18 protein-coding genes are annotated in these 26,860 nt (G+C 51.1%); 2 read left to right on the top strand and 16 right to left on the bottom strand.

Going from position 1 to position 26,860, the window contains the following annotated elements; all coding sequences use genetic code 11:
- Window positions 1-312 precede the first annotated feature (312 nt).
- The 8 genes from RB298_RS13645 to RB298_RS13680 all read right to left on the bottom strand — a co-directional run bounded on the left by RB298_RS13645 (window position 313) and on the right by RB298_RS13680 (window position 11,162).
- Window positions 313-876, bottom strand: coding sequence for a dihydrofolate reductase family protein (locus RB298_RS13645; protein WP_486047346.1), 564 nt, complete (start codon window positions 874-876; stop codon window positions 313-315).
- Window positions 877-1,021: 145 nt separating this feature from the next.
- Window positions 1,022-1,573, bottom strand: a complete 552-nt coding sequence (locus tag RB298_RS13650; RefSeq protein WP_486047347.1) for a dihydrofolate reductase family protein — start codon at window positions 1,571-1,573, stop codon at window positions 1,022-1,024.
- A gap of 589 nt (window positions 1,574-2,162) precedes the next feature.
- Window positions 2,163-3,428 carry an FAD-binding protein gene (locus RB298_RS13655; protein ID WP_486047348.1) on the bottom strand — a complete coding sequence of 422 codons (1,266 nt, stop codon included), beginning with the start codon at window positions 3,426-3,428 and terminating at the stop codon, window positions 2,163-2,165.
- Window positions 3,429-4,076: 648 nt separating this feature from the next.
- Window positions 4,077-5,795, bottom strand: a complete 1,719-nt coding sequence (locus RB298_RS13660; protein WP_486047349.1) for a response regulator transcription factor — start codon at window positions 5,793-5,795, stop codon at window positions 4,077-4,079.
- 3 nt (window positions 5,796-5,798) lie between these two features.
- Complete coding sequence (locus RB298_RS13665; protein WP_228468915.1) at window positions 5,799-7,418, bottom strand: sensor histidine kinase; 1,620 nt, start codon at window positions 7,416-7,418, stop codon at window positions 5,799-5,801.
- A gap of 152 nt (window positions 7,419-7,570) precedes the next feature.
- Entirely contained in the window at window positions 7,571-8,449 is an 879-nt protein-coding gene (locus RB298_RS13670) for a carbohydrate ABC transporter permease (RefSeq protein ID WP_015735497.1), read from the bottom strand.
- A gap of 12 nt (window positions 8,450-8,461) precedes the next feature.
- On the bottom strand, window positions 8,462-9,364 hold the full coding sequence (locus RB298_RS13675) for an ABC transporter permease (protein ID WP_486047350.1): 903 nt from the start codon (window positions 9,362-9,364) through the stop codon (window positions 8,462-8,464).
- Between the two features lie 88 nt (window positions 9,365-9,452).
- Window positions 9,453-11,162 (bottom strand): extracellular solute-binding protein, encoded by a 1,710-nt coding sequence (locus RB298_RS13680; RefSeq protein WP_486047351.1) that lies wholly within the window; start codon window positions 11,160-11,162, stop codon window positions 9,453-9,455.
- 279 nt (window positions 11,163-11,441) lie between these two features.
- Between RB298_RS13680 and RB298_RS13685 the strand changes: the two genes are divergently transcribed.
- Window positions 11,442-12,929: an alpha-N-arabinofuranosidase gene (locus tag RB298_RS13685; RefSeq protein WP_486047352.1), complete on the top strand. Its 1,488-nt coding sequence runs from the start codon at window positions 11,442-11,444 to the stop codon at window positions 12,927-12,929.
- Between the two features lie 221 nt (window positions 12,930-13,150).
- Here the strand turns inward: RB298_RS13685 and RB298_RS13690 are convergent, their stop codons facing one another.
- From RB298_RS13690 to RB298_RS13705, 4 genes are read right to left on the bottom strand one after another with little or no spacing between them, the layout of a single operon-like run.
- On the bottom strand, window positions 13,151-14,725 hold the full coding sequence (locus RB298_RS13690; protein ID WP_486047353.1) for a glycoside hydrolase family 43 protein: 1,575 nt from the start codon (window positions 14,723-14,725) through the stop codon (window positions 13,151-13,153).
- Window positions 14,726-14,773: 48 nt separating this feature from the next.
- Window positions 14,774-16,750: a YjhG/YagF family D-xylonate dehydratase gene (locus RB298_RS13695; protein ID WP_283771788.1), complete on the bottom strand. Its 1,977-nt coding sequence runs from the start codon at window positions 16,748-16,750 to the stop codon at window positions 14,774-14,776.
- 16 nt (window positions 16,751-16,766) lie between these two features.
- Entirely contained in the window at window positions 16,767-18,233 is a 1,467-nt protein-coding gene (gene gucD / locus RB298_RS13700; RefSeq protein WP_486047354.1) for an alpha-ketoglutaric semialdehyde dehydrogenase GucD, read from the bottom strand.
- A gap of 25 nt (window positions 18,234-18,258) precedes the next feature.
- On the bottom strand, window positions 18,259-19,134 hold the full coding sequence (locus RB298_RS13705; RefSeq protein WP_277745911.1) for a fumarylacetoacetate hydrolase family protein: 876 nt from the start codon (window positions 19,132-19,134) through the stop codon (window positions 18,259-18,261).
- 172 nt (window positions 19,135-19,306) lie between these two features.
- Between RB298_RS13705 and RB298_RS13710 the strand changes: the two genes are divergently transcribed.
- A complete protein-coding gene (locus RB298_RS13710) occupies window positions 19,307-20,230 on the top strand; it encodes an AraC family transcriptional regulator (protein ID WP_486047355.1) in 924 nt (307 codons plus the stop codon).
- Window positions 20,231-20,265: 35 nt separating this feature from the next.
- Here RB298_RS13710 and RB298_RS13715 read toward each other — a convergent pair whose 3' ends face one another.
- From RB298_RS13715 to RB298_RS13730, 4 genes are all read right to left on the bottom strand, one after another.
- Window positions 20,266-22,533, bottom strand: a complete 2,268-nt coding sequence (locus tag RB298_RS13715; RefSeq protein ID WP_486047433.1) for a glycoside hydrolase family 95 protein — start codon at window positions 22,531-22,533, stop codon at window positions 20,266-20,268.
- Between the two features lie 441 nt (window positions 22,534-22,974).
- Entirely contained in the window at window positions 22,975-24,633 is a 1,659-nt protein-coding gene (locus tag RB298_RS13720) for an ABC transporter substrate-binding protein (protein WP_486047356.1), read from the bottom strand.
- Window positions 24,634-24,686: 53 nt separating this feature from the next.
- On the bottom strand, window positions 24,687-25,607 hold the full coding sequence (locus RB298_RS13725; RefSeq protein ID WP_486047357.1) for a carbohydrate ABC transporter permease: 921 nt from the start codon (window positions 25,605-25,607) through the stop codon (window positions 24,687-24,689).
- A 24-nt stretch (window positions 25,608-25,631) separates the two neighbouring features.
- Window positions 25,632-26,606 (bottom strand): ABC transporter permease, encoded by a 975-nt coding sequence (locus tag RB298_RS13730; protein WP_176502406.1) that lies wholly within the window; start codon window positions 26,604-26,606, stop codon window positions 25,632-25,634.
- Window positions 26,607-26,860: the final 254 nt, after the last annotated feature.

Here is a 26,860-nt window from a genome sequence, read left to right on the forward strand (position 1 = left end):
TTTTGGAGACCATTGATCAATAAGCTCAGTGGGGGTACGCCTATATATTAATTCATATGAAGAGACCATATGAAGAGACCCCACCTGAATTATGAAGGCAGGGTCTTCGTCATGCGTGACATCGTGCACGATAGGCATGATTACGAGTAACAAGGTCATCGTGGGTTTGTGATCGTTCCTGCCAACGTGATGCTTATTGATTATTTTATGCACAATAAAAAGCCGCACATTGTGCGACTTTGTTTATATCAGCCTATCGCCATACCGGTATCTGATAACATGACATCTCTTGTATTCAATCTAGCGCCATTGTCAGACAATCATGCGGTAGTGAAGATGAACAACGCCGCTTGGGAAGTGGCGCACACCGAGCAGCTCGAGCCGCATGCTGAGGTTGTCCGGCAATGCTCGTTTACCTCCACCCAAGACGATCGGATTAAGAAGCAGATGACACTCTTCGATCAGTCCCGCTCTCATCGCCTCCCCAGCAAGCTCGGGGCCGCCAATCGTGATATCGGCTCCTGAAGACTCCTTCAGCCTCCGGATCGCTTCAGGATCGAATTCGCGCTCGATCCTGGTCCTGGCGCTTGAAACCGCCAGAAGTGTCCGGGAGAACACGATCTTCTTAGCTGCTCGCCAAATCTGTGCGAATTCCCGTATTACCTCTGGTTGATCACTGGGCTTGGCGCTCGCCGTCTCCCAGTACACCATCGACTCGTACAATCGGCGCCCGTATAGGTAGGTGCCAATCGGCCGCTCGAAGTCAGTCCAGAACGCAAATACCTCGTCATCGGAGATCGTCCACTCGATATTGCCGTGTTCGTCCTCAATGTAACCGTCCAAAGAAACGTTGGCTGCATAGATCAGTTTAGCCATTTCCATAACGCCCTCCAATTTTCAGTTTCCAGCCAGACCAAGTATGACTTCTGAATTTGCAATCCTTGTGATATAAACGAAGCAGCCGACAAATGTATTATGGCTCGTATAGCAGTGCCAAGCCGCGGTGATCAGCCAGGCAGTATTATCGAACGGGCGTGTAGTGGAGCACGACGACGCCGGAGCCGAAAGGCTTGGTCTCGGTCAGCTTCAGATTCAGTCGATCACGAACTCCCCCCAATAATTGGGGGCCATGTCCGGCAACGATGGGCTGCACCAGAAAGTGATACTCATCCACTAAGCCTAGTTGTGCCAGGGTGGACCCGAGTCCGGGACCGCCGTTAACGACTAGGTTCTTCCCTTCTGCCATAAGTCGCGGCATCTCCTCGGAAACAGGCCCCTTCAACAAGAAAGAGTTCTGCCACGACACGTGATCCAGCGTCCGCGAAAAGACGTACTTGGGTTTCCGATCGAGCTTCCGCGCGAAGTCGACCAAGAACTGAGGTCCGTCGCCGCTGCTGGCAATGGATGGCCAAGCACTTTCCATCAACTGGTAGATTTTACGTCCGAAAAGCAGACCATCAGACTCGTCCATCAAGTCCATCGTATACTGGTGGAGATCCTCATCCGCAATTACCTGCTTGTGGTCACAGCAACCGTCCAGTGTCACATTCATCATCAGGATTATACGTCCCATATGCAACCTCCTTATGCCTACATTTTATCATCCAAAAGCAGGCCATGTTTCTCATAGATTGCTGATATGAACAGTCTGGGCCAGACCGAATACAACTTTAGTAAAATGGAGGATAGTAAAATGGAGGATAGTAAATTAAACAATTTTGCCCGTTAACTTATTAAGTAGGTTTGTGTGTTAGTCATTGAGGATTTCTGTTACGTTCCAGTCTATTTTCCAAGTCTACTTCTAGTTCATCAAAACAAATTTTCATCCCCCTCTTTGATTCCCAATATCAGATAAACTTCAACGAGACAGTCCCAAGTTAGTTCGTATACTTTACTATCTTAAAAGTGATTCCTTTTTCAGAGTGAAGATCGTTGTTTGATAGGGTACGAAGCCAATCTGTATCTATCATTTCTGAGATACTTTGTATATCCATACGTTTCCTCTTTCCTTAACTATTGAAGAAGTTAACGGAATATATATTATGTTACCATCTAAAAACCCCCAACCCTATATTTCAGTGTTGGAGGTCTTAGCGAATGCAACAAATTAACATTTTTGTTTCATTCCATTACATCACTTTTTCTAAAATGGTGATTAATCCTTAACATCTATGCATAATGTAATGATCCAGAAACGTATTTCGAAACTTCCCTATTGGATCGTATCGAAGTAGCAGCTGACGGAAATCCGCTAACCGCTCATACCGAGCTTGTATCATTTCCGACTCCATCGTAAACAGTTTCGCCCAATGTGGGCGTGCTCCAAACGGTTCGAGTTCACGTTCTACAAGCGGAAGTAATTGGCGCACGCGCTCCCAGTCCGGCTTCCATGTAAAATGAAAACCAACACTGTCTTGCCGGTAGCATGGGCTCATCCAGAAGGTATCCGATGCAATTGTTCGAATCTCGGAGATAAAGAGCAGAGGCGCAATTCTATCACGCAGTTTTCCTAGCGCACGCATTGCCTCGACCGCATGACGCCTCGGAACGAAATATTCACTTTGCAGTTCGTTGCCCGCGCTGGGGGTAAATTCCATGCGGAAATGAGGCAACCGTTCATACCATGGTCCAGGAGCGCCCATCTGCTCGCTACAGTTCACCACAGATTGGCCAGTTACCATATGCCGTTTTTCCGGAGCTGGCAAAGCCCCGAAGAAATCGGGAGATATCTCATCCTCCCCGTTTATTCCCACCTTTCGTTTTACCCACACTTGATTGAATATGGGCTCTGCCCAATCCGTAAACAAGCTGACACTGTATGCGGAAGAAAAAATTTCGTCTATGCCGTGATCCAGTGCAGAAAAAGGAAGACGATCATATACGATCTGACTTACCTGGAACGAGGGTACTAAATCCAGTTTAAGCTTTGTGACGACTCCAAGTCCGCCGAGTCCGACAACCGCCCCATCGAAGTCGGGGTCTATCCCGCGCGTGAGTACCGTAACTTCTCCATCCGATTTCATTAGCTCGATAGCACGTACAGAAGACGCCAGGCTTGCATTCAGATCACCCGAGCCGTGCGTGGCTGTCGCCACGGCGCCAGCCACGCTTATGTGCGGCAGCGATGCTAAATTATGCAACGCATAGCCATGATCATTTAAATAGCGGCACAGATCGCCATACCGAATGCCACCCTCGACGGTTACAGTTCCCTGTACACGGTCGAGATCGATTACCCGATTCATCTTTCGAAGCGAAAGATGGCTGCCCCCGGTGTCGGCAATCCCGTTAAAAGAGTGGCGCGAGCCAAGCACGCGTATGCTTGTGCGGCTAACAACTAGGTCCTTAACTTCATCTAGACTTTTAGGCTCAAGCAACTCCATCGAACAGTAGCGATAATTCCCGGCCCAGTTCAGTTTATCTCCCATATGTACGCTCCTATTTCATATGCTGGTTTTTGTCCTGAATCTATTTGATCATTGGTTTACCTGATTATCCAAATACTCCTCACTTCCGTCCAAACGGTACTCATAAACTTTCACAAACAGAGGCTATCGCACCTTTGTGTTGATTTACCATTACCTTACAGGAAAATCAACTTAAAACTAGGTATTCGGCATAGCGCCCCGCTTTCCTGCCCATTAGCATAATGAATTTGCATGGAATCCGTAGTTAGAAACTTATCTAATCGGCAACCGGACAATGTTCTTGTCTTTGGCTTGGGCCAAGAACTTGTACCGAAAAAAAAGTCGCTAAATTAGCGACTTTTAATGGGATTATGTTCTTGTGCCCGACAAAATAGTAATTTCTCATGGTTGTCGAGTAAGCTAGCTTCTGTTCCCTCTTCTATCATCTCAAAATTATTCTTATGATCCTGATTTCTCGATGACATTTCAGGGGTATTGTGACGATTCATTCAGCGAGCCACATCGATAGTATCCGGGAACTCTGATCTTGTAGTTGAAAGCATGTAGGGCATTATGTCGTTTCAATTTGATAGCAGTCTGCATCCACAGCCGAGGTGCCCTCGTCAAGAATAAGAATCGGCATGTTTCGAATCAGCGCTGGCATGCCGGCTATGGCTTTTGGATCATATGCTTTTCCTTGTATTCCTGCGGTGAACAGCCGGTAGCCTTTTTGAAAAAACGAGTAAAAGAGGTTGCGGTTTCGTAGCCCACACGGCGGGCAACTTCACCGATTCGGAGATTCTCGCTATGAAGTAAACGCTTCGCTTGCATAAGACGGGAGGAGTCGATAAACTCCGTCAGATTGTTTCCGGTTTCCTGTTTGTAGATACGGGATAAATATGACGGATTCAAATATACTTGTTCCGCCAATCGCACCAACGACAGGTCTTCATCCAAATGATTCCGAATGAATTCCTGCAAAAAATCGATGATATGATCCGCGCGTTTTTTCTGCTCTACTTTTTGCAAGTCGAACAACACAGACGATAACTCCGTCAAATATAAGGAAGCTTCGCTCCAACTGTCAAAAAAATCGATCCGCATCAGTCTGTTTTGACCCAACTGAGCTTCAATCTTCTCATTGAGTGCCCATCGATTGATATAGGACATCAAATACAGGGAGACAGTGTAATAAATTTCCTGGGCAAAAGCATTATTTTTTGTGCGAACGTCTCTGATAGGACCAAGAAGCAGCTCCAAGGCTTCAAAATACTTACTCCTTTGTCCTGCCTCCAGATATTGCTCGATAAGCGAAAGATCGTTGGACTTAAGCACCCGCGCAAGCCTTTCTCCTTCGAGATCCTCTTCCTTCAAACCCTGAACATTGCCTGCCTCATCGGGTTCATCATGACTAACCACATCGTCGATCAGAAGAACTGTATTTTCGAGTCCGATCCGGTAATTGAGCAAGTGGTGAAGCGAGTGATACTTATTGGAAACCGATTCCCACCCATCCGCTTGGCTGCCGATTGTAAAGCTGATCGGAAGTCCGATATTTTCCTGGCATGCCGACTGGATGACCTCCAATATTCCTTTAAGGAACGACACAGTTTTATTGAACGTCTGTAGGATCGTCTCCGCATTCTCAGTACCGGTAGCGGACAACGACTCCTTAGGCTGAATAAAAATCACGAATCTGCGACTATCATCCAGCACAATCACAAAATTGACACGGGTCGCTAAGTACCTATGCATGATTTGACGTACGGCATAGATTTGCTGTATCTTCTGCATATAACCGGTAGAGTCGGGGAATTTATCGATCTTGCCCACGACCAGGGCAACCGGCCACTTAACATTCAGCGGGATCGACAATTCTTCGAACTGTGATTGGCTGGCTTGTAACCCGCGACTGCCTTTTAACATGCCTAGAAGATAATCTTCTTGAAACAAATTAAGCGCTATGTTTATTTGCTCTTTGGCCTCCCGGATCAGATCTTCCGTTTTGATTTCCTGGCGAATTTTTGATACGGTCTCTTCAACCACCTGAATCACTTTGTCGATATTCTCGGTCTTCAGAATATAGCTGACATCCTGATACTGAATCGCTTTGTATACATATCTGAATTCACTGTGCCCTGTCAAAAAAATCACTCTGCACTGAGGCCAGCTTCGAAAAATCTCCTCCATGAGCTGCAGACCGTCAATGTGGGGCATGTCGATATCGGTCAACACGATATCAATTCTTGTACGGTTGAGCCACTCGATGGCTTCTTCTCCCCCATATGCTTTATAGACATCGAGATCCAAATGGTCAAATCCTCGAAAAATTTCATAAAGATGATTCACTATAATCTCTTCGTTATCGACAATCAGGAGTCTGTACATCCCTTACACACTCGCTTTCGGGTCAAGTTGCAGCGTCACCTTCAAGCCGCCCATTGCGCTTCGTTCCAAAATCAGGCCGTGTTCGTCACCATATATCAAGCGAAGCCGGCGATGAATGTTAATCAGACCTGAGGTCTCGATATTGGACGTATCGTAAAGGAGCTTTTGGAGCGCGGATAATTTGGACTCCGACAGATCCGTTCCGTTGTCCTCTACGATTATACGCAATGCGTGGTCGTCCTGCTGAAAGCGCATTGTGATCAAGCCTTTGACTTTGGTTTGTTCCACAGCATATTTGAATGCATTTTCAAGAATCGGTTGAAGAATCAATCTAGGCACCTGAATTTCCTTGACCTCATCCGGAAGATCTTCAAATTGGATCGTCAGCCGGCTTGGAAAACGCATGAACTGGATCTCGCTATAGGTCCGTGCGTGCTCCACTTCCTCACGCAGCGGCAAAAAATCCGAAGCATTTCTTGTAATAAACTGAAAATAATCGCCCAGCAGCTTAGTAAACGGGATTAAATTATCGTCCCCTAGTTTGGCCATCGTGTTAATCAAAAACAAGCTGTTATATAAAAAATGAGGACTAATTTGCGATTGCAATTGCTTTAGCTCCGCTCTCTGGTTTAGAATTTTCTGCTTGTATACCTGCTCGATCAAAGCAGATACGTTCTGTACCATGGAATTAAATCCTTGATAAAGATAACCGAACTCGTTTTTGCTGTTTACGTGGATCGAAACGTTAAAATTTCCGCTCTCGACGTGTCGGAACGATCCGACAAGCTTACGCATGGGCTTGTGAATTAAGTTATAGGTGTAGATAGAGTAAAACAACATAATCATTGCGCCTGCACCGGTGAATACCCACAGCCAGATATAAAAATCCTGTAACGGCACAAAGATGAGCTCTTGGGGAATATAACGCAGTAAGAGCATATTCAAATATTCCGATTTGACAGACACCACATACATTTTCTGACCGTTTATGTTGCTGTATGTGACGTTCCCGTTCTTCAGTTCATGGTAGTTTCCCGCCAAATCTTGTAAGCGTACATTTGCATCGTTACCTTTGCCGCTAATGACGATGTCGTGCGTGAGATCAATTAAAAAGGATCCGCTGTTGTCGTAGGTATGAAACTGGCCCAACGCCTCTTGAAACGCCGCCGTATCCAGTTCAATCTCGATCATGTACTTTTGAGGCAAGCCGGCATTTCCGGTATGAAGAGTGGTTATGTAAAGATTATTCTTGTATTGTACCAGCTGCGCCCCAGTTTCCCCCGCCGGAACGCGAATCTGATCGAATTTGTCCATATCGATCGGACTTACGGTAGCCGTGGAGGAAATGGTTTTTTGAATCGGTAAAATGTGTGCGCTTACATTCGAGGTGTAGGAGCTGCTGTTATGAATAGTGACGAGACGCTGATGGAGCTTTCGCATGCTTTCCATGATTTCATACTCGTCCATGATGGAATAACGTACCGCGAGTTTGCCCAGGTATTCATCAGTCAAGCTTTCGTGTTGCAAAATTTTAATGCGTTCGATCTCCTCCTCCAGGCTGGTAAGGTAGAACGAAACCTGTGCGGTCGAAGAATTAATAATTTCATTTTTTACGGTGTTCAAGCTCCAATTGTACAAATAGATGCCCAAGAAAATAATTAGGACGATCGCCAATAAGAAGGACGCGATCAATCGTGCGAAAATGCTGTTCTTGATCTGCCCTCCCTCCCTTATTCACGATTATTATTGCGGGAAACGAGGTCGGCCTTTCGTGTTTATCCTTTCACGCTCCCGAGTACAATTCCTTTGACAAAGAAACGCTGCAGGAACGGATACACGCAGATGATCGGCAGAGCTCCAAGGAAAATCTGGGCCGAACGCAGCGTCTTATCCGAAATATCCGCCATGAGCTTGGCCTCTTCCGGCGTCATCGTGGCTAACGAGCGCTGAACGACGATCGTCTGAATGTAGCTCTGGATCGGGTAATGGCTGGGATCGTTCATATAGATTAACCCATCGAACCAGCTGTTCCAGTGCGTGACCAGTGAAAATAGCAGAATGGTCGCAAGAGCCGGCAAGGATACCGGAACGTAAATCTGCCACAGCGTTCGCCAATGTCCGGCACCATCGATAAACGCGGCCTCACTCAGTTCCTTTGGCACTGCTCGAAAAAAATTCAACAGCAAAATGACACTGAATACAGGAATTGCAGTTGGGAAGACCAGCGCCCAGATCGTGTCGATCAACCCGAGCTGCTTGACAACCATATACGTCGGAATTAATCCGGCCCCAAATATCATTGTAATAAAAAAGGCCCATGAATAAAAGGTGCGCAGCCGGAATTCTCCCTTTTCTTTCGAAAGCGGATATGCGACTGTAGCGATCAAAACGAGATTCAGCGTCCCTCCCAATGCGATGCGTTCCAAGGAAACGAGCATCGATTGCCAAAAGGCTGAACGATGTGCGACAAATTCATAGGATTTCAACGTAAATTCCTTCGGCCACAAGGTTACGGTTCCTGTTGCAGCGACAGCGCTGGAGCTTAATGACACGGCCAGGATGTGTATCATCGGAATCAAACACAGCATTCCGACTGCGATCAAGAATATACTATTGCACACAACAAACCAATCCAGCCTCTTTTTTACAGGCATATCGGTCCCTCCTTAGAAAATCCTGTAGTCCGCAACTTTATACGCGATGTAATAGGAAACGGACACGAGAACAAGCGCGATAACGGACTTGAATAATCCTACTGCGGTTGCAACCCCGAATTGCGCATCCAGCAGTCCGATGCGGTACACGAAGGTATCGAGAATATCCCCGCTTTCATATACCATCGGGCTGTACATGTTAAAAATCTGGTCAAATCCGGCATTCAGCAAATTCCCCAAATTAAGAACCATAAGCAATACGATAACCATCTGCATCCCCGGCAGCGTCACGTGAAGCGTCTGCCTCCAACGGCTCGCTCCGTCGATTTGCGCCGCTTCGTACAGGTTCGGGTTGATGCTTGTAAGCGCGGCCAGGTAGATGATGGTTCCGTATCCAAACTCTTTCCATACGTCTGTCAAAATCATGGTGTTTGGGAACCACCGATTGTCCCCAAGGAAAAAGATCGGTTCAATCCCGAACGATTGAAGCGCCCGGTTGACCAAGCCGTCATTCGGTGACAGAATTTCGATAAAGATTCCGCCCAATACTACCCAGGATAAAAAATGGGGCAAGTAAATCGCCGTCTGCACTCCTCTCTTCAATGCCATATGCCGGACCTCGTTTAATAGAATCGCAATCACAATGGGCACAAGCAGTCCTAGAATGACTTTCATCATCGCGATATAAAACGTATTCCACATGATGTTATCGAAGTTGGGCAGGCTCATTACATATTCGAAGTTGCGCAGACCAATCCAGTCCTGATCGCCGAACAAACCTTTCGCCGGTATAAACTTTTGGAACGCAATAATGATTCCGCCAATGGGAAGGTAATTGAATACCAGCAAAAAAAGAAAACCCGGCAAAATCATAACATGCAGAGGCAATTCCCTTTTCCAGCTTCTTTTTTGCATAATAAATCACCCGTTTCTTAAGATGAGAATGAGGAAGGGAAAGGATGCCCTTGATCAATGCAGCATCCTTTCTCATGGTCCTAGGTACTTATTTTACAGATGCGTACCACTCATTGACTTCTTTGGTCATATCGGCTCCCCCAAGCGTATTCCAGTTTTCTACGAACTTGTCGAACTCATCAATCGAAGTGGCGCCCATAATGATTTTGACAAATACCTCGGTTTCCAGTGCTTTTAGTGTAGACTGCTTTTCCGCCATCGTTTGGGTAGGCGGTCCGGCAAACGCCTCAAGCATGAAATGGTCGTTCTCCAGGTACTTCACGCTATGCTGGAACACGCCGTCTTCCCCATAAATTTTAGGCCATCCCCATAAAGTGGTTTCTCCATTGTTGAAGGCTTCCATATTTTTCTGAATCGACAGTGCCTCGCCGGTTAGCTGATCCAAGGTTTTATTCTTACGCGCCTCCTCGATTTCCTGGAACGCATTCACGTTTTTAAATGGCGGGTAGGGTTGTACCGGCGAATATTTCCACACGCCTACGCTGTCATTGGCGGAGGGCATATAATAATAATCGAAATCTCCGCTTTCTCCCCAGTTCAACTCAATGTGCAAATTAAACATTTTCACCAGGGCTTCCGGATTGGAAAATCCTTTTCTGACGACCCAGAACTCCGATGCGGCAAATTTCTGCGGTGACAGCACCGGTTCCCCGTCCACCGAAACCAAGGCGTAGCCTTTCCAATCTGCACCCGGATCGTTCTGATAGTTGCTGATGAGCGGGTACATCGGATTCCATTGTTGCCCGAACTCCATGCCCACCTTGCCGGCTGCTATCGTCTCAGCCACCTTGCCGCCGTCCTTAACTCCGAATTCCTTGTCGATTTCACCGGCTTTATACATTGAAGACAGCGCTTTCAATCCCTCCTTTACTTCAGGAAGCGTACTGCCCCAAACCAGATTTCCCGATCCGTCATCGATCCACATGTTCGGGTACGCGTGGTAGCCGGCAAAAAAACCTTCCAGCCCCATGGCTCCGCCGTACAGATCCTTCGTAATTGCTAGACCGTAGGTGTCGTTGACCCCGTTCCCGTCCGGGTCCTGCGTGGTAAACGCTTTACTGATTGCAATCACATCATCCATCGTTTTGGGCTCTGAAAGCCCGAGTTTCTCTAACCAGTCGGCACGAAGCCAGATAAATACGCCGTCTCCGTATACCTCCGGCGGACCAAGGCCCATCATCTTACCATCAACCGTAGCGGCCTGGAGGACCGCAGGCCCTTGCACCGCGTACAGCTCCTTCATTTGGTCAGAAGCATATTCGTCCCAGTACGGTGTGATATCCTCGATCATATCTGCTTCAGCCATCTGTTTCATTTGTGCCGCTGTGACTCGGATCATGTCCGGAATATCCCCAGATGTTAACGTTACGTTAACCTTTTGGGTATAAGCATCCCCGCCGCTGACCGTCCAATCGTATTTTACGTTGATTCCCAGTTTTTCCGAGAACGCTTTCAACCAGCGGTTGTCTTCCACTGTTTCGCCAGGTGTTTTGGGTATGATGTTATCCTGCATATCGTTGTCTACATCGCGGGCAAATCGAATCGTAAGCGGTTCTTCATATTTGCCGAACGGTCCTTCCGCTGCGACGGCTCCCCCTTCAGATGATTTGCCTGAACTGCTTCCTGAAGGATTGGCTGACTGTTGATTGTTTGAGTCGGAACTACATGCGGTGATCAATCCTGTTAAAAGTATTGTCGCTAAGATGAGGACGACTTTCGGGTAAACCCTTCGTTTCATGCTAATAACCCCCTTGAAATCGTTTTTGCCTTGAATCACGTTTCATTTTAACCCTGAAAATTAGGAATGAATACAGGCGAGCTGTTACATTTCTAACATTTGTTTACTCTTTTGTCTCACCCCATGCTCGCAGTTTTCAACAAGTTTATCATTTCTTTACGACCTCGTTCGGGAGCATGAAATCGGGTTGAACCGTTAAAATGAAAGCGCTATAATGGAACATCGCAAGGAAGTTCACAGGTCTAGCAATTATAATTTTTCCGAATGGAGAGGAAGGCTATGGCGTTACTGTTCATCGATTCAGGGCGGAAGTACGGAAAAATCAACAAAAATGTCTACGGGCATTTTTCAGAGCATTTGGGACGAGGTATTTATGGCAGCATTTATGTCGACGAAAACAGCCCCATTCCCAATATCCGCGGGATACGCACCGACGTTGTCGAGGCATTGCGGCATATCCGGGTGCCGGTGCTGCGCTGGCCCGGCGGATGCTTCGCTGAATATTACAATTGGAAAGACGGCGTAGGTGCTGAGCGCAAGCGCATCGTGAATGCAGGCTGGGGCGGCGTCGTGGAGGACAATTCATTCGGCACCCACGAGTTTTTGGATCTATGCGAGCAGATCGGCTGCTCGGCTTATATCGCCGCCAACGTCGGCTCCGGTACCCCTAGAGAAATGAGCGAATGGATTGAATACATGACCTTTGACGGAGACTCGCCAATGGCGAACTGGAGGCGCCAGAACGGCAGGCACGAGCCGTGGAAGGTTGAATATGTCGGCATCGGAAATGAGAATTGGGGATGCGGCGGGCACATGCGGCCGGAATATTATGCCGATGTGTACAAGCAATTCAACACTTATGTTCGCAATTACGACAATCATCGGATTTTCAGGGTTGCTTGCGGTGCCGACGGCAACGATTATGCCTGGACGGAAACCTTGATGCGCGAAGCGGGCACCAATATGGATGGATTGTCTCTGCATTATTACACCATGCCGGGATATTACAAATCTGACGAATATCCCGAGGAGCGCAAAGGTCCGGCTCTGGAGTTCGACAAGGCGACCTATTATCGCACCCTGCGCCGAGCGTTGTATATGGATGAATTAATTACCCGGCATAAACATGTCATGGATCGCTACGACCCCAAAGGGAAGGTGTCGATCATTATCGACGAGTGGGGAACCTGGCACGAGGCGGAGCCTGGGACTCACTCGGCATTCTTGTTTCAGCAAAATGCGATGCGAGACGCCATTGTCGCCGGAGTGTCCCTGAATATATTTAACGCCCACAGCGACCGGGTTCAGATGGCCAATCTGGCACAGCTGGTCAATGTGCTCCAATCGGTCATCCTGACGGAAGGCGAGGATATGGTGCTCACACCGACGTACCATGTGTTCGATCTCTATAAAGGGCACCAAGATTCGACACGGATCGAAAGCTATATACAACCGCAGCTGACGGGGACAACCGAAGCCGAGGTGCCGGCTCTGCACGTCAGCGCATCGAAACGGGCGGACGGCCGCGTTCACGCGACAGTAGTGAACTTGTCCGCAGATGAGTCCCAGCAGCTCCTTTGCGTGTTAGATGGCCAAGCGTTTTCCTCTGCCGAAGTTCGTTACATTTCTGGGACCATGACGAGCCACAACGCGTTCGGACGTCCCCCGCAAGTCGAAATAAAAAAGATGCCGGTTATTCCAATTAAGGACAACCGTTTGGATATGCACCTTCCCGCCTGCTGCGTTGCTGAAATCGTGTTGTCTTAATGCACCCAGGCTAGCTAGTGGCCGAGTTCGTTAATTTGTCGATAGCTTCACTTTCCCTACAGATGAAGCCGGACGGCTTTTTGCTTGAGTCTTCTGAAAAGCTTGAATTTTGCTCTTTATTTGCATCATAAAAAGCACCCCTAGAAATCATCGGAATAGCCAGGGAATTCCAATGTCTATTCTAAGGGGTGCACTTAATGGTCTGATACCGCCTTTGCCATTCACATTTCTTTATATACAAAATAATCAAAATCAGCGTGTTTGCGGGTCCCGCCAAGATCCTGCACGCAAAGACCGATGTAGGTTCCCGTAAACCGGATATATTCAGGAGATTCATCCGACAGATGCGTGATATCGAACCATCCGCCTGCCGGGTGCCAGGACGGATCATCCTGAAACGCATAGTAGAAGCAGGCACGGTCATGATCAACCACAACCTTTAACCGGATTCCGTTCACCGATTTCAGCGGAATATCCTCCAGCAGCTCATCGTAAACCCCGTATCTGGACTGAATGATTCCCAGGCACAATCCTTTTTCTTCATGATAAGTTACCCGTAAATAAAGATAGTCTTTCGTATCGTAATACAGAATCAGCCCTGCCATTTGCTGCGGATGGTCCGGTGCAAACTCCAGACAAGTCTCGGCTTCGCACGCAAAAGCCTGCAGTCTTCGGGCGACCATGCTCTGCCTGTGCGTCGAGCTCATCGACTCCATGCCGCGCAGGCGCAAGTAACCGGGACGTTCCGTAAGGCTCAGCCACGTCGGATCCGGCGGAATACGAAGCGTATCCCAATCGCTCCGGAGCATGGGTTGATCAAAGTGGTCCATCTCCGGTGCCGGTTCAAAAGGATGCGGTTTGATTTTCGGTGCAGGCACCTGAACCTCGGGATATCGGTGACCGCTCGCAAGCCGCAGCCAGCCGTCCTCGCTCCAAGTGCACTGCTGCAGCGCCGTCTCACGGCCAAGCGTGCAAAATTGTCCTTTGACGGGCCGGCCGACCAGGTGGGCCAAGTACCATTCGCCGGTGTGCGTCTCGACGAGACTGCCGTGACCGGCCTTCTGGAGCATTAAATCCGGCCTGCCGTATGAAGTAAGGATCGGATTGGCAGGATCGACCTCATAAGGTCCCTGTAACATGCGGGAGCGTGCTACCGTCACCGCATGCTCGTAACCGGTTCCCCCTTCAGCCGTTATTAAATAAAAAAAATCCTTATATTTGTACAGATGCGGCGCTTCCGTCAGCCCTAATTCCGTGCCTTTGAATATGTTGACGGCTGGCCCGATCAGTTTTTGTTCCTGAACGGAAAATTCCTGGAGCACGATGCCCGAGAACCGGTTTTTTCCCTTACGGTGATCCCAAATCATATTGACCAGCCACTTGCGTCCGTCCTCATCATGGAATAAGGATGGATCGAATCCGCTGCTGTTCAAATACACCGGCTCGGACCACGGGCCTTCGATATCCGTTGCCGTCACAAGGTAATTATGGGTATCTTTAAAAGCGCCGACCCGGCTTTTGACATCCGTGTAAATCAGGTAAAACACGCCGTTGTCATAGCTAAGGCAGGGAGCCCATACTCCTCCGGAATCGATGTTGCCTTCCATATGCAGCTGCGATATCCGGGTCAGCGGAGATTGTATCGTCTTCCAATGAACCAGGTCCCGGGAATGGTGAATCCGTACGCCCGGGAACCATTCGAAGGTGGACGTGGCGATATAATAATCTTCCCCCGCCCGGCATATGGACGGATCGGGATGAAAACCGCGAAGAACGGGGTTTGTGATCATATTCATTTAAGTTCCCTCCGGTATGAAAATGATGATTGTACAAAATGGTTGATTTCAGTGCCAGCCCAGTGCTTTTTTGCCGGCTTCCAGAGCGGTTATGATCCGTTCCACGTCGTACACATTCCCTCTCCATGTCCCTCCGCTGACGGACTGCAGTGCAGCCCACAGCCTGGTGTCATCCGGCAGAGCTTCATCCGGCCGCATATCCGGATGGAAGGGCCTCTGTGCAAGGATGAGAGCTCCCTCCTCCGGCGAAACCTCGATTTCCCCTTCGCCGACAAAGTTCATGCTGCCTTCCAGCGTGTTGCGATCCACGACGATATCGATCAAGTCACCGTTCCGAAGCTTGCCGATCGGCCCGCCTGCCAGTGCTTCGGGGCCAACGTGGCCAATGCACGCCCCGGTGGAAACACCGGAAAACCGGGCATCGGTAATGAGCGATACGTATTTGCCGAAAGACAAATGCTTCAGCGCAGACGTAAGTTGGTAAGTCTCCTCCATCCCGGTCCCTGACGGCCCCCGCCCGAGAAGTACGACGACGTCGCCTGCCAGAACACCGCCGTTCTTAATTGCACGGATCGCTTCGCGTTCGGTTGTAAACACTTTTGCTCTTCCTTTGTGACGATACACGCCATGGTTATCCAGTACCGTAGGGTCGATCGATGTGGATTTGATCACAGAGCCCTCCGGAGCGATATTCCCTGTTGGAAATGTCACAGTAGAGGTAATGCCAAGACGCTGCGAGTACTCAACGCTCATAATGACACTGTCCGGATCTATCCCGTCCTTCTCCTTCAGCTGCTTCCGCAGCAGATGACGGCGTTCCGACGATTCCCACCAGTCGAGAACCTCGCTCAGTGTCGTACCTGTTACGGTAAGCACGGACTCATCCAGTACGCCAAGCTGCCTGAGGTGAAGCATCACTTCGGGCACGCCTCCAGCCTGAAACACCCGAATGGTCGGGTGGAAGATCGGGCCGTTCGGCAGGGCGCTGACCAGTCTCGGCACATGTTTGTTGACCTGGATCCAGTCCTGCACCGCAGGCACGGTTAAACCGGCTGCATGGGCAATGGCGGGAATGTGCAGCAGCAGGTTGGTAGAGCCGCCGAATGCGGCATGAACAGCCATCGCATTGCGAATCGCCGCATCGGTGACAACGTCCGCCATTCTCAGCCCATCGGACTCCATCGCCATCAGTGCGCGTGAGGATTGGCGCGCCATTTCGATCCAGATCGGCTGCCCGGAAGGTGCAAGTGCGGCATGCGGCACCGTCATGCCCATCGCCTCGGCGACGACCTGGGCCGTTGCCGCCGTGCCCAGGAACTGGCAGCCTCCCCCCGGTGTAGCACATGCCCGGCAGCCGAGCTCCGCCGCCGCTTCCAGGGAGAGCTCGCCGCTGACGTACCGTGCGCCGATCGTCTGAATTTTGCCGGCGTCCTCTCCATCGACAGGCGGAAGGGTGACGCCCCCGGGAACGATAACACCTGGCAGCTGCGGCATGCCTGCAAGCGCAAGCATCATCGCCGGCAGACCTTTGTCACAAGTGGCGACGCCGATCACGCCTTTGCGCGTCGGCAGGGAGCGAATCAATCTGCGGAACACGAGAGCGGCATCGTTTCGGTACGGCAGCGAGTCAAACATGCCTGTCGTTCCCTGTGATCTGCCGTCACAAGGGTCGCTGACATATCCGGCAAACGGGATCCCTCCGCGGCTTGATATCTCTTCCGCCGCAGCCTTCATCAGCAGGCCGACCTCCCAATGGCCCGTATGATAGCCGAGGGCTGCAGGACTGCCGTCCTCATTGCGAATTCCGCCCTGGGTGCTCAGTATCAGAAACTGTTTTCCGTTCAATTCCCCGGGCTTCCAGCCCATTCCGACATTCTGGGACATGCCGAACAAGTCGCCGCTCGGAGCGTTCCGCAGCAAATCATCCGTTAAAGGCAGACGTCCCGCCGCCCCGGGAGCATGCGCTATAATATCGAAACCGCTTGAGTCTTTCTCCCCCATAATCGACATAATCTGTTCGTGCATGGCACCCTCCCGCAACTTATGACTTCACGAAGACCGTTTTGATGGAAGTGAAAAACTCGATCGCCGCTTGACCCTGTTCCCTGGAATGCGAGCTTGACATCTTCATCCCGCCGAACGGTGCCTGCAGCTCTACGCCGGCCGTTTCCGCGTTGATCCTGACCAATCCGGCATCCATATCCCGGATGAAAGACAGCATTGCGCCGACATTTTGCGTATAGATGGAAGCACTCAGCCCAAAGTCGCTGTCATTGGCCGCCTCTATGGCTTCCTCCAAGGAATCCACCGCGATCAACGCAAGCACGGGGCCGAAGATTTCTTCCCGTGCTATGGACATATGCGATGCTACACCCTCAAATACAGTCGGCTGGACATAGAATCCCTCTTCAAGCCCTGGAGCGTCCGCTCTTTTTCCGCCGGTCAGCAGTACGGCACCTTCATCCTGCCCTTTTTGAATATAGTTCAGCACCGTTTCGAGCTGTCCTTCGTTCGCGCACGGTCCCATCCAGCTTTCGGATGACATGCCATCGCCCAGCCGGATTTCCCGGATTTGCGAAAGGAGCTTTTCTTTAAAGTCTTCATATATTTTTCGTTCAACAATAACCCGGCTGGTGGCGGTGCATTTTTGGCCGGTGGATTTCAAGCCGCCGCTGATGGTCGCCTCGACTGCCAAGTCCAGGTCCGCATCTGCCGCGATAATGATCGGATTTTTGCCGCCCATTTCAAGCTGATACTTGGCCCCCCGCCCCAAAGCGGCGGCGCCGACCCGTTTTCCGACTTCGTTGGAACCTGTGAACGTAATCCCGTTGACATCCGGATGCTCGGAAAGCGCAGATCCGATCACCGATCCTCTGCCGCATACAAGATTGAGAACACCTGCCGGAATTCCCGCTTCCTCAAAGCATTCGATGATTTTGGCTGCTGTGACCGCCGTTTCCTGTGCGGGCTTTAACACAACCGTATTGCCGTATATCAATGCCGGGGCCGTCTTCCAAATCGGAATCGCTACGGGAAAATTCCATGGGGCAATGACGCCCACGACGCCAAGCGGTACTCGAGTCGTAAACATCAGCGCTTCGCTGTCCGTGGAAGGAATGACATCGCCGATTTTTCGCATCCCTTCGCCGGCGTAATACCTTAGGATCGCGACGCCGCGCATCGTCTCTCCCTTAGCTTCTGCGAGCGTTTTTCCCATTTCCCTCGTCATCGCCTCGGCGACCTCGTCGGCCCGGCGTTCCAGCACGTTCGCCGCCTTGTACAGAACATTGCCGCGTTCCGCGCCGGTTAATCGCCGCCAGGCTCGGCCTGCTGCTTTGGCCGCTGCGACAGCACGGTTCAGATCCTCTATACCGGAAACCGGTACATACCCGACTACCTCATTCCGGTTTGCCGGATTGATGCTGGGTTCGGTTTCTCCGGACGCAGCCTTCATCCATTCTCCGTTGATATAGTTCCTGTATACTTGCTCTCCTTGAAATGCCGTCATGGAAGTACGTCCTCCTTATTCAAAACTAGTTTGATAAAACAGGGTTCACCAGCGTACCGATACTGCTGATCGAAATTTCAATCCGGTCCCCGGGCTCAAGCGTGAACTCATTAGGCGGCACAATGCTTGTGCCTGTCAAAAGCACCGTACCGTCAAACAAATCATTGTCTTTTGCCAGGAAGGAGACCAGTTCATCCAGCTTTCGGTTTAATTCACTCGTACTGGCCTCGCTCTTAACGACCATGCGCCCTTCGCGGTAAATCTCGCAGACGATGCTGAATGCATATGGATTCTGCACCGTTTCCGCAAGCCGGATGGCCGGTCCGATGGAGCAGGATTTGCGCCATATTTTGGCTTGCGGCAAATACAGCGGGTTCTCCCCTTCAATATCGCGGCAGCTCATGTCATTGCCGACGATATATCCCACAATGCTGCCATCTGCGCCAAGCACCAATCCCAGCTCAGGCTCAGGGATCTGCCATGTGGAATCACTGCGCAGCGTGACGGCCTCGTTCGGTCCGATGGTGCGGGCGGCCGTGGATTTGAAAAAGATTTCAGGCCTCTCAGCCTCATAAACTTTGTCGTAAAATGTCTCCGCATCCAGTTTTCCATCCGTAGCTTCATAATTTCGTGCTTCGCGGCTTCGTTGATACGTAACGCCTGCCGCCCATACCTCCGGTGCTTCCACTGGCGTGACAAGGTGCAGAGAAGTCCAGTCACCAGCCAACTCATTCGCAGGACTAAAAGCGCTTTCAACCAGTTGGACAGGAGAGATCCCGCGCTCCCTGGCTTGATGGATCAAAGTCATAAAATCCGGCTGCGGCAGACGATAGGCTGCTTCATCATCCGTAACGGCTGCCAGCCGCTTCTGTTGCCTGTCTAGAAATCGAATAATTCTCATTCAGGCTTGCCCCCATTTCTTCCCCTTCGGGTTGATATTACTACGATAGCACCACCGATCGTCTATGACGATGCGCTAATCTCTACGACGATTTACCCTTTTCACGCATGATTTTTCTGTTAAGATGAGTCTAACCGTTACTGGAAAACAGGACATACCGAGGAGGTTTGCTGTGAACAAGTTTTCCGAAGCCGTATATTTAGGCCGTCTGCCCGATGTTCGCATGTCTTTTCAATTATTGGGGCTGCATGCAAGAAAAGTGGGTTCCCGCTGGACTTATCCGTCCCACGAGCATTCCATGTACGAAATTCATTGGATGATGGACGGAGAGATGAATATGGTGGTAAATGGACAGCTGTACAAACAGTCCGTTGGAGACTTGTTGTTCATCCGCCCCGGTATGACGCATTCCTGCACTGGCGCCGGTCCGCAAGGTTTCACTTACTTTTCCGTCCATTTCAGCGTTCACGATACATCCTTTTGCAGAGAACTCAACCGCTGCAAGGACATTTATTATCCGGCTGATTCGGTTTTAGCCCAGGGACTGTCTTCTTCTCTCTCTACACTCTACAGTCTGGCCACAGAGCACTTATCCAGCCCACCGCCGGCCTTCAAACAGATGAAAGTGCATGCCGCCGTCTTTGAACTGCTCGGCTCCCTGGTCGGACAGCTGTCTCAGACCCCATCCGTCACCTTATCGAAAAAAGAAGCTATCGCCCGACAGATCGCCGAGCATATTGAAGACTCCGTAAAATATATCCATCTTCACGGTGAAATTCAGGAGACCGAGCGAACCTGGATCCAAGACATCGCCAAGGAGCTGAACCTTAGTCCGTCGCAGGTGAATCGGATCTTTCGTGAAGTGTACGGCAAAGCACCTCGCAAGTTCTTGTCAGAAACCCTTTTGGGCGAAGCTCAGCGGCTGTTAAAGCAAACGGATTTAAGCATGGACCATATCGCGATGATGCTAGGATATAAGACCAATGCGCATTTCAGCCGCCAGTTCAAGCGGTGGACGGGGATGGCGCCCAGTGAATACAGAAACCGAGTCCAGCAGCAGTCATTAGATTATGAGCCGGATCCGCAGCCTCATTAAGAATGCGTATCACGAGCAATAAAGTTAATTGATGTTCACTCCTCCCTTTTCTTGGTGAACGTGTAGGAGCGGCCGGCTTCCCCCGTAAAGGAAACAGGGTCAAGTCCAGGTGCTTGTAAACGGCATGGACCGGAAAGTGCGCAGGACACGACCACTTCAGTAACCTGTCCCTTCGTCCAGGTGAAATTCAATGTGAAGCCGCCACGTGCCCGCAGCCCTCTGACTTCCCCATCGCTCCAGCTGTTAGGCAAAGCGGGCAGCAAACGGATCAAACCAGCGTGGCTTTGCAGCAGCATCTCGGCAATGCCCGCCGTGCCGCCGAAATTACCATCGATTTGAAACGGCGGATGGTTGTCGAAAAGGTTAGGCAGCGTAGAGTGGTGAAGCATCGCTCTTACGTTTTCGTAAGCTTTGTCGGCATCCAACAGTCGTGCCCAGAAGTTGATGATCCACGCCCGGCTCCAGCCGGTATGTCCGCCGCCGTTAGCCAACCTTCGTTCCAAAGTCGTCCGAGCGGCTGCGGCGAGCTCCGGCGTGGAATCCACGTTAATGCCTTCGCCCGGATAAAGCGAAAACAGATGGGAGATGTGGCGATGTCCCGGTTCCACTTCCTCGTAATCCTCCATCCACTCCTGAATTTGCCCATGTTTGCCGATCTGCGGTTTGGGCAGCCGCTTCAAGGCGGCAGCGAGCTCCTCGCGGAACGCCTCATCTTCCTCGATGATTTCTCCGCTGCGGATGCAAGCCTCAAACAGCGCTTCGATAATCTGAAAATCCATCGTGGCCCCGGCGCAGAGAACACCTGTTTCGCCATTGGGCAGCCTGTAGCTGTTCTCGGGGGAGACGGACGGACATGTCACCAGACCACCTTCGTTGTCCTCGATTAAATAATCGAGCAGGAACAACGCCGCCTCCTTCATCGTCTCGTATGCCCGCGCCAGAAAATATCGATCCTGACCGAATCGGTAATGCTCCCACAGATGCAGGCACAGCCAGGCGGCGCCCATCGGCCAGAAGGAAGCAGGAAGGTACGTATCCTGCGGGGCCGTGTCCGCCCAAATATCCGTATTGTGATGCGCGGTGAAGCCCCGGCAGCCGTACATGACGCCGGCCGTAACCCGCCCGGGCTCACGCATCCTTTCGATTAAATCGAACAACGGCTCGTGGCATTCGGCCAAATTACAGTTTTCCGCATGCCAATAATTCATCTGCGCATTGATATTGATCGTGAATTTGCTGTCCCACGGCGGGGTAAAGCTGTCGTTCCAGATGCCTTGAAGATTCGCGGGCAAAGAGCCCGGCCGGCTGGAGGCAATGAGCAGGTAGCGCCCGTATTGAAAATAGGTCGTGATCAGGCCGTGATCTTCCTCGCCGTGTTGGAACCGCTTCAACCGTTCGTCGGTCGGGAGCGCGGCTTTGTCCGGATTCTCGGGCAGCTTCAGTTCGACCCGTCCGTACAGCTCGCGGTAATCGGCGACATGCCGGGCTAACAGCTCGGCATACGGAACTCGACTCAACTCCTCCAGCCGCCGTTTGCCGTCAAGCTCCGGGTGGGGATGCCGGAACGTCGTTCCGGCGGCAAGCAGCAATGTGACCGAGCTTGCGCCGTCCACCAGCAAATACTCGCCAAGCGTGCGGCAGACGCCGCCTTCCGGGACCGCCTTCAAGACGGCGCTGAAGGAGCTGCCTCCTTCGCCGCCGCAATCCCCGCGCATGACCAGCCCGCTCGCCTCCCATTTGTTCGTCTTCTCCACGTACCTCCAGTTCCGGCGGTTGAACCGGGCTTTAAACGTGACCGCCTCCTGCTTGTCGGCGGTGATGCGGATGACGATCGCCTGATCCGGATAACTTGCAAACAACTCGCGCGTATACCTGATCCCGCCGATCCGATAGCTGACCCGGGATACACCGCGCTCCAAATCAAGCTCCCGCATGTAATCCTCGGCAACCTGGCCATGCTGACCGAACGACAGCAGCAGATCGCCGAGCGGCACATAGTGCCGCTGCGCTTCGGGCAGCCCCGCCATCGTCATCGCCGCCAGCTCCTCCGCTTCCTGCAGCCTGCCTTCCATAATCAGCTTGCGGATCTCGGGCAAATGGGGCAGCGCATCTTCGTTGTTGCGGTCGCGCGGGCCCCCGTACCATACCGAATCCTCGTTAAGCTGCAGCTTCTCCTCGGCCGTGCCGCCGAAGATCATCGCGCCCAGCCGGCCGTTTCCGATCGGCAGCGCCTCATTCCATTCGGTCGCCGGTTTCCTATACCACAAGCGATGCTTCAGTTCCATGCCATTCAAACTTGTCATGCTTCTCCTCCAATCCGCTATCGCTATTTGAACTAGTTCAGCTCCACCAACGCCTTGATCACCTTCGATTCCGGCAAGAGCCAGCTGTCGAACCTGGCCGATGCCGTGCCTCTGCAATTGCGGTTTGAGATCGGAAGGCAAATAGTCGCGGTAAAGCACCGGAATTTCGGGCGTAATCCATCCGTAATCGTTGCGTTCGATTTTCCAAAAATGCTGATGGGCGTCAATGCGCATCGAACACTACCTCCATTCCACCTTAGTGTAACATCCGATAACAGAATAGAAATTGCCGAATCCCGCATATTTGTACCTTTTTTTGATGTCACGGTCCCAAATCGAAGATCACTTACACGCCGAACTTTAAAAATAATGAAGACAAGAGCCCCCGCGTCCTGAGCGAAGACTCCTGCCTCCAAGAAGCCGGGCTTATCGGGCCACGGTTTATTTCGATATTGTCGATGAATCGTAAGCAGCCTGCATGATTTCAATATAACGCGGCATGTTCAGACCCTCCAGCCCTTTTACATAATCATCCCAATCCTTATCCAGGCTCTTGGCACCGGTGATGAAGAGCAGGGCGTTCTGGTCAATATAGTCCTTGATGTTCGTCTGCATCATGCTGGCTTCGTCGGCAACCAGCGGGTCGACCCATAGCGCCCAGTGCGGAAAGATATCTTGCGGCTCCTTGCCTTCCATCAATAGCGTTGCCTCGTACAGGCGGCGTTCGTAACCGTCATCGGCGTAAATATCCGTGCCCTGAACCTCGGCATCGCGGTATGCCCGGTGATGGTTATATTGGGTTAATGCTCCCCAATTGTCATTGCGGGGCTGCTCCCCGGGTTCAAGCGGGATCGCTTTATAGAGCGGCTCCACTTTATCGTTCAGCGCGATTTCTCCATCCTGCGGCTTGCGCCAGCTTTTGCCTTCTTCACCGAGGTAGGAAAGCATCGCGCCTTCTTGCGTGTAGAAATAGTCCAGCATTTGAATGGCGGCGATTTGGGCCTCTTTGCTCGCTTTATTCGTCAGGACGAAGGATGCGCCCGGATCAATCGGATAGTTGAATGTTGCATAATCGGCATGCGGTCCTCGCAAAGGCGGAAGCGGGTTATAGTCCTTGCTGTACGGCGCGTCTTCTCCCGTCGTCAGGAACAAGGCGGGATGCATGCCGGCCCCGGCGCCCAACAGCTGTGCGTCCGCGTTATCCCCGATTTTTTTGTACGCGCCTGCATTTTGCGTAAAGGCTCCAGGGTCAATGAGCCCCCCATCATAAAGCGATTTGATGTAGGCCAGCGCTTCCCGCCATTCCGGTTTGTTCGCGGCGGTGTCTACCTGGCCCTCCTTCATGATGAGATACGTTCTGTCGTCGTTGTATATAAAGCCGTTCATAAGGTACGGGATTACGTGAACGCCGAAATTTTCGACGGATCCGCTGAGCGGCACTTCGTCCGCCTTGCCGTTGCCGTTCGGATCCTGTGTCTTGAAAGCCTCGAGAACCGCTTTGAATTCTTCCGGCGTCGTCGGCTGCGCAAGCCCCAGCTGATCAAGCCACTTCGTATTGATCCACATTTTATTCGGGTAGGAGCAGTGGAAGCATTCGTTTAAGCCGGTCAATCCGTAAATGTTGCCATCCGGCGCGGTGTTCATCGCTTTATAATATTCGTTGTTCTCCAGCACTTCCTTAATGTGCGGAGCATGCTCATCGATCAGTTCGTTCAGCGGGATGATCACCCCCTGCTGTCCGAACTTCAATAAGTCCGTCTGCGAGAAACGGTCTACCCATGGAATAAGCATATACAAATCCGGATAGTCGCCGGACGCGAGCGAGATTTGCCGTTTTTCGGCCGCGCCGTCAAACGGAACGGTTGTCCAATTGAATTGGATGCCGAATTGCTCTTCCATTTTTTTCGTAAACTTGTTGGTTTTCAGATCCATATCCGATCCTTGATGGGCAAAAACGTTGATCGTTACCTTCTCGCCGGAGTCCGGCATGCCGCCTTCCTTCCCTGCGCTTCCCGGGTTGTCATTTCCGCCGGAGCATCCGGCAAGCACGAAACTAAGTATCAGTATGAGAACAAGCAGACGAGTTGCTGTTTTTCTCAAATCAATCTCCCCCTCATGAATTGGTAATGCAACATAACGGGCTCTGCCCACGATCAGCCCTTCACGGAGCCAATCAGCATGCCTTGCACGAAATAGCGCTGCACGAACGGATAGATCACCAGCACCGGGAGGCTTGCCACCACAATAAGCGAGTATTTCATGAGCTCGGCCATTTGCTGCTGCTTCACCATCTCCCCGGCGTCCATATTGCCCGTTCCGCTTCCCAGGATGAGAATGCTGCGGAGAATGAGCTGAAGCGGATAGAGCGATTGCGATTTCAAGTAGATCAAGGCATCGAAATAGGCGTTCCACTGCCCCACCGCGTACATTAGCGAGAGCACGGCGATAATCGGTTTGGCAAGCGGAAGAACGACGCTGAAAATGTAGCGGATGTCGCTGCACCCGTCGATGTCTGCCGCCTCGGAAAGCTCATCCGGGATCGAGGTCTGGAAGAAGGTTCTGGCGATAATGACCTGCCATACCCAAACGGCATTCGGAATGAGCAGCGCCCAGCGGGTATCGATCATGCCCATCGATTTGACGACCAGATAGGTCGGGATCAACCCGCCGGAGAACAGCATGGTGAAAGTAATGAAAACCATAAGCGGCGTGCGGCCGAAGAATGACTTTTTCGACAGCGGGTAAGCGACCATGATGGTCAGGGATACGCTGATGAACGTACCGGCAACGGTATAAAACAGCGAATTGGCATAGCCTGTCAGCACCTGGCCGTTTCGGAACACCGCCTCGTACCCTGCCAGCGATACGTCGACCGGCCACAGCCACACCTTGCCTGCAGAGACGGCGCTTGGACTGCTCAGGGACGAGCTTACGATGTAAATAAGCGGATACAGGACGGCAATTAAAACCAAGATCAGCAAGATGTAGGTCACGCTCAAAAAAAAACGGTCCCCCAGCGACTCCTTGATCCTCACGCTCCGTCGGCTTCCGGAATGGGCCCGCAATGCGTTCATGTCACTCACTCCTTTTTGTGAAATTTACCAGAGGCTGGTATTGGATGCCCGCTTGGCAATGGCGTTGACGACTAGGAGCAGCACCAGATTGATCAAGGAATTGAACAATCCTACCGCCGTGGCGAAGCTGTAGTTTGCGTTCAGCAATCCGATTTTGTACACATACGTGGAAATGATCTCGGACGAGGACAAGTTCAGCGGATTCTGCAATAAGTACATTTTCTCGAAGCCGAGTGCCATGATGTTGCCTACACTGAGAATCAGAATGATGACCGCGGCCGGCAGAATGCCGGGAAGATCGACGTTCAGGATTTTCTGGAACCGATTGGCGCCATCCACTTTGGCCGCTTCATATAATGACGGGTCCACTCCCGCCAGAGCAGCAAGATAAATCACCGCGGAATAGCCCATGGTTTGCCATACGTCGGACAGCACGTAGATCGTACGGAACATGCCAGGCTCTCCAAGATAATTGACCGCTTCAAAGCCAAGCGCGCCAGCAATGGTATTCACGATCCCAAGACGCGGGGACAGGAACAGCATGATGATGGACACCATGACCACCGTGGAGATGAAATATGGCGCATAGGTGACCATCTGCACGGTTTTTTTGAACCTTGCGCTCTTCACCTCGTTCAAGGCCAACGCCAGCAGAATCGGGATCGGAAACCCGACGATCAATTGATAGAACGAAATGTACAGCGTATTTTTGATCAGTGTCACGAACGCAGGGTTGCGAAAAAACATCTCGAAATACTGTGTGCCGACCCATGGACTCCCCCAAATCCCTTTCATTACGTTATAATTCTTGAATGCTAGCACGGCGTTTGCCATAGGCAAGTACTTGAAGATGATGAAGTACAAGACCGGCGGAATGACCAGCAGATACAGCTGCCAATGTCTTCTGAAGCTTCGATAGGCGGCTCTTCCGATTTCCGAGCGCTTGCCGCTCGGGGCTCTGACCGTTTTGGACTTGGAAAATAGAGTACTCAGTTCCATCCCTCCTTCGATGAGTAGCTGCCAATGAAGCCAGAACTTATTTGGCAGCGCTTTCTTGTGCGTAATCATAAAATTGCACGCTCGGCTTCGTAAAGGCACACTTTCTCCCTTGCCGTACAATTTCGGAAACGGATGCTTTCCAAGCCTTGATTTTACTAGGTTTTTCATTAGGCGGATTCGATTAAAAAACGTCCGCCAAGACGTTCGATCCCCATCGATTAAGCAGACGGCTGACCTCCCTTTTACGCAAAAGA

This window comes from Priestia sp. BR_2, assembly GCF_041954005.1.
GTDB classification, from domain to species: domain Bacteria; phylum Bacillota; class Bacilli; order Paenibacillales; family Paenibacillaceae; genus Paenibacillus_AQ; species Paenibacillus_AQ lautus_A.

Coding starts and splice junctions, on each gene's coding strand:
- RB298_RS13645 (WP_486047346.1), bottom strand. CDS start 876: ATGGCTAAACTGATCTATGCAGCCAACGTTTCTTTGGACGGTTACATT.
- RB298_RS13650 (WP_486047347.1), bottom strand. CDS start 1,573: ATGGGACGTATAATCCTGATGATGAATGTGACACTGGACGGTTGCTGT.
- RB298_RS13655 (WP_486047348.1), bottom strand. CDS start 3,428: ATGGGAGATAAACTGAACTGGGCCGGGAATTATCGCTACTGTTCGATG.
- RB298_RS13660 (WP_486047349.1), bottom strand. CDS start 5,795: ATGTACAGACTCCTGATTGTCGATAACGAAGAGATTATAGTGAATCAT.
- RB298_RS13670 (WP_015735497.1), bottom strand. CDS start 8,449: ATGCCTGTAAAAAAGAGGCTGGATTGGTTTGTTGTGTGCAATAGTATA.
- RB298_RS13675 (WP_486047350.1), bottom strand. CDS start 9,364: ATGCAAAAAAGAAGCTGGAAAAGGGAATTGCCTCTGCATGTTATGATT.
- RB298_RS13680 (WP_486047351.1), bottom strand. CDS start 11,162: ATGAAACGAAGGGTTTACCCGAAAGTCGTCCTCATCTTAGCGACAATA.
- RB298_RS13685 (WP_486047352.1), top strand. CDS start 11,442: ATGGCGTTACTGTTCATCGATTCAGGGCGGAAGTACGGAAAAATCAAC.
- RB298_RS13690 (WP_486047353.1), bottom strand. CDS start 14,725: ATGAATATGATCACAAACCCCGTTCTTCGCGGTTTTCATCCCGATCCG.
- RB298_RS13695 (WP_283771788.1), bottom strand. CDS start 16,750: ATGCACGAACAGATTATGTCGATTATGGGGGAGAAAGACTCAAGCGGT.
- gucD (WP_486047354.1), bottom strand. CDS start 18,233: ATGACGGCATTTCAAGGAGAGCAAGTATACAGGAACTATATCAACGGA.
- RB298_RS13705 (WP_277745911.1), bottom strand. CDS start 19,134: ATGAGAATTATTCGATTTCTAGACAGGCAACAGAAGCGGCTGGCAGCC.
- RB298_RS13715 (WP_486047433.1), bottom strand. CDS start 22,533: ATGACAAGTTTGAATGGCATGGAACTGAAGCATCGCTTGTGGTATAGG.
- RB298_RS13725 (WP_486047357.1), bottom strand. CDS start 25,607: ATGAACGCATTGCGGGCCCATTCCGGAAGCCGACGGAGCGTGAGGATC.
- RB298_RS13730 (WP_176502406.1), bottom strand. CDS start 26,606: ATGGAACTGAGTACTCTATTTTCCAAGTCCAAAACGGTCAGAGCCCCG.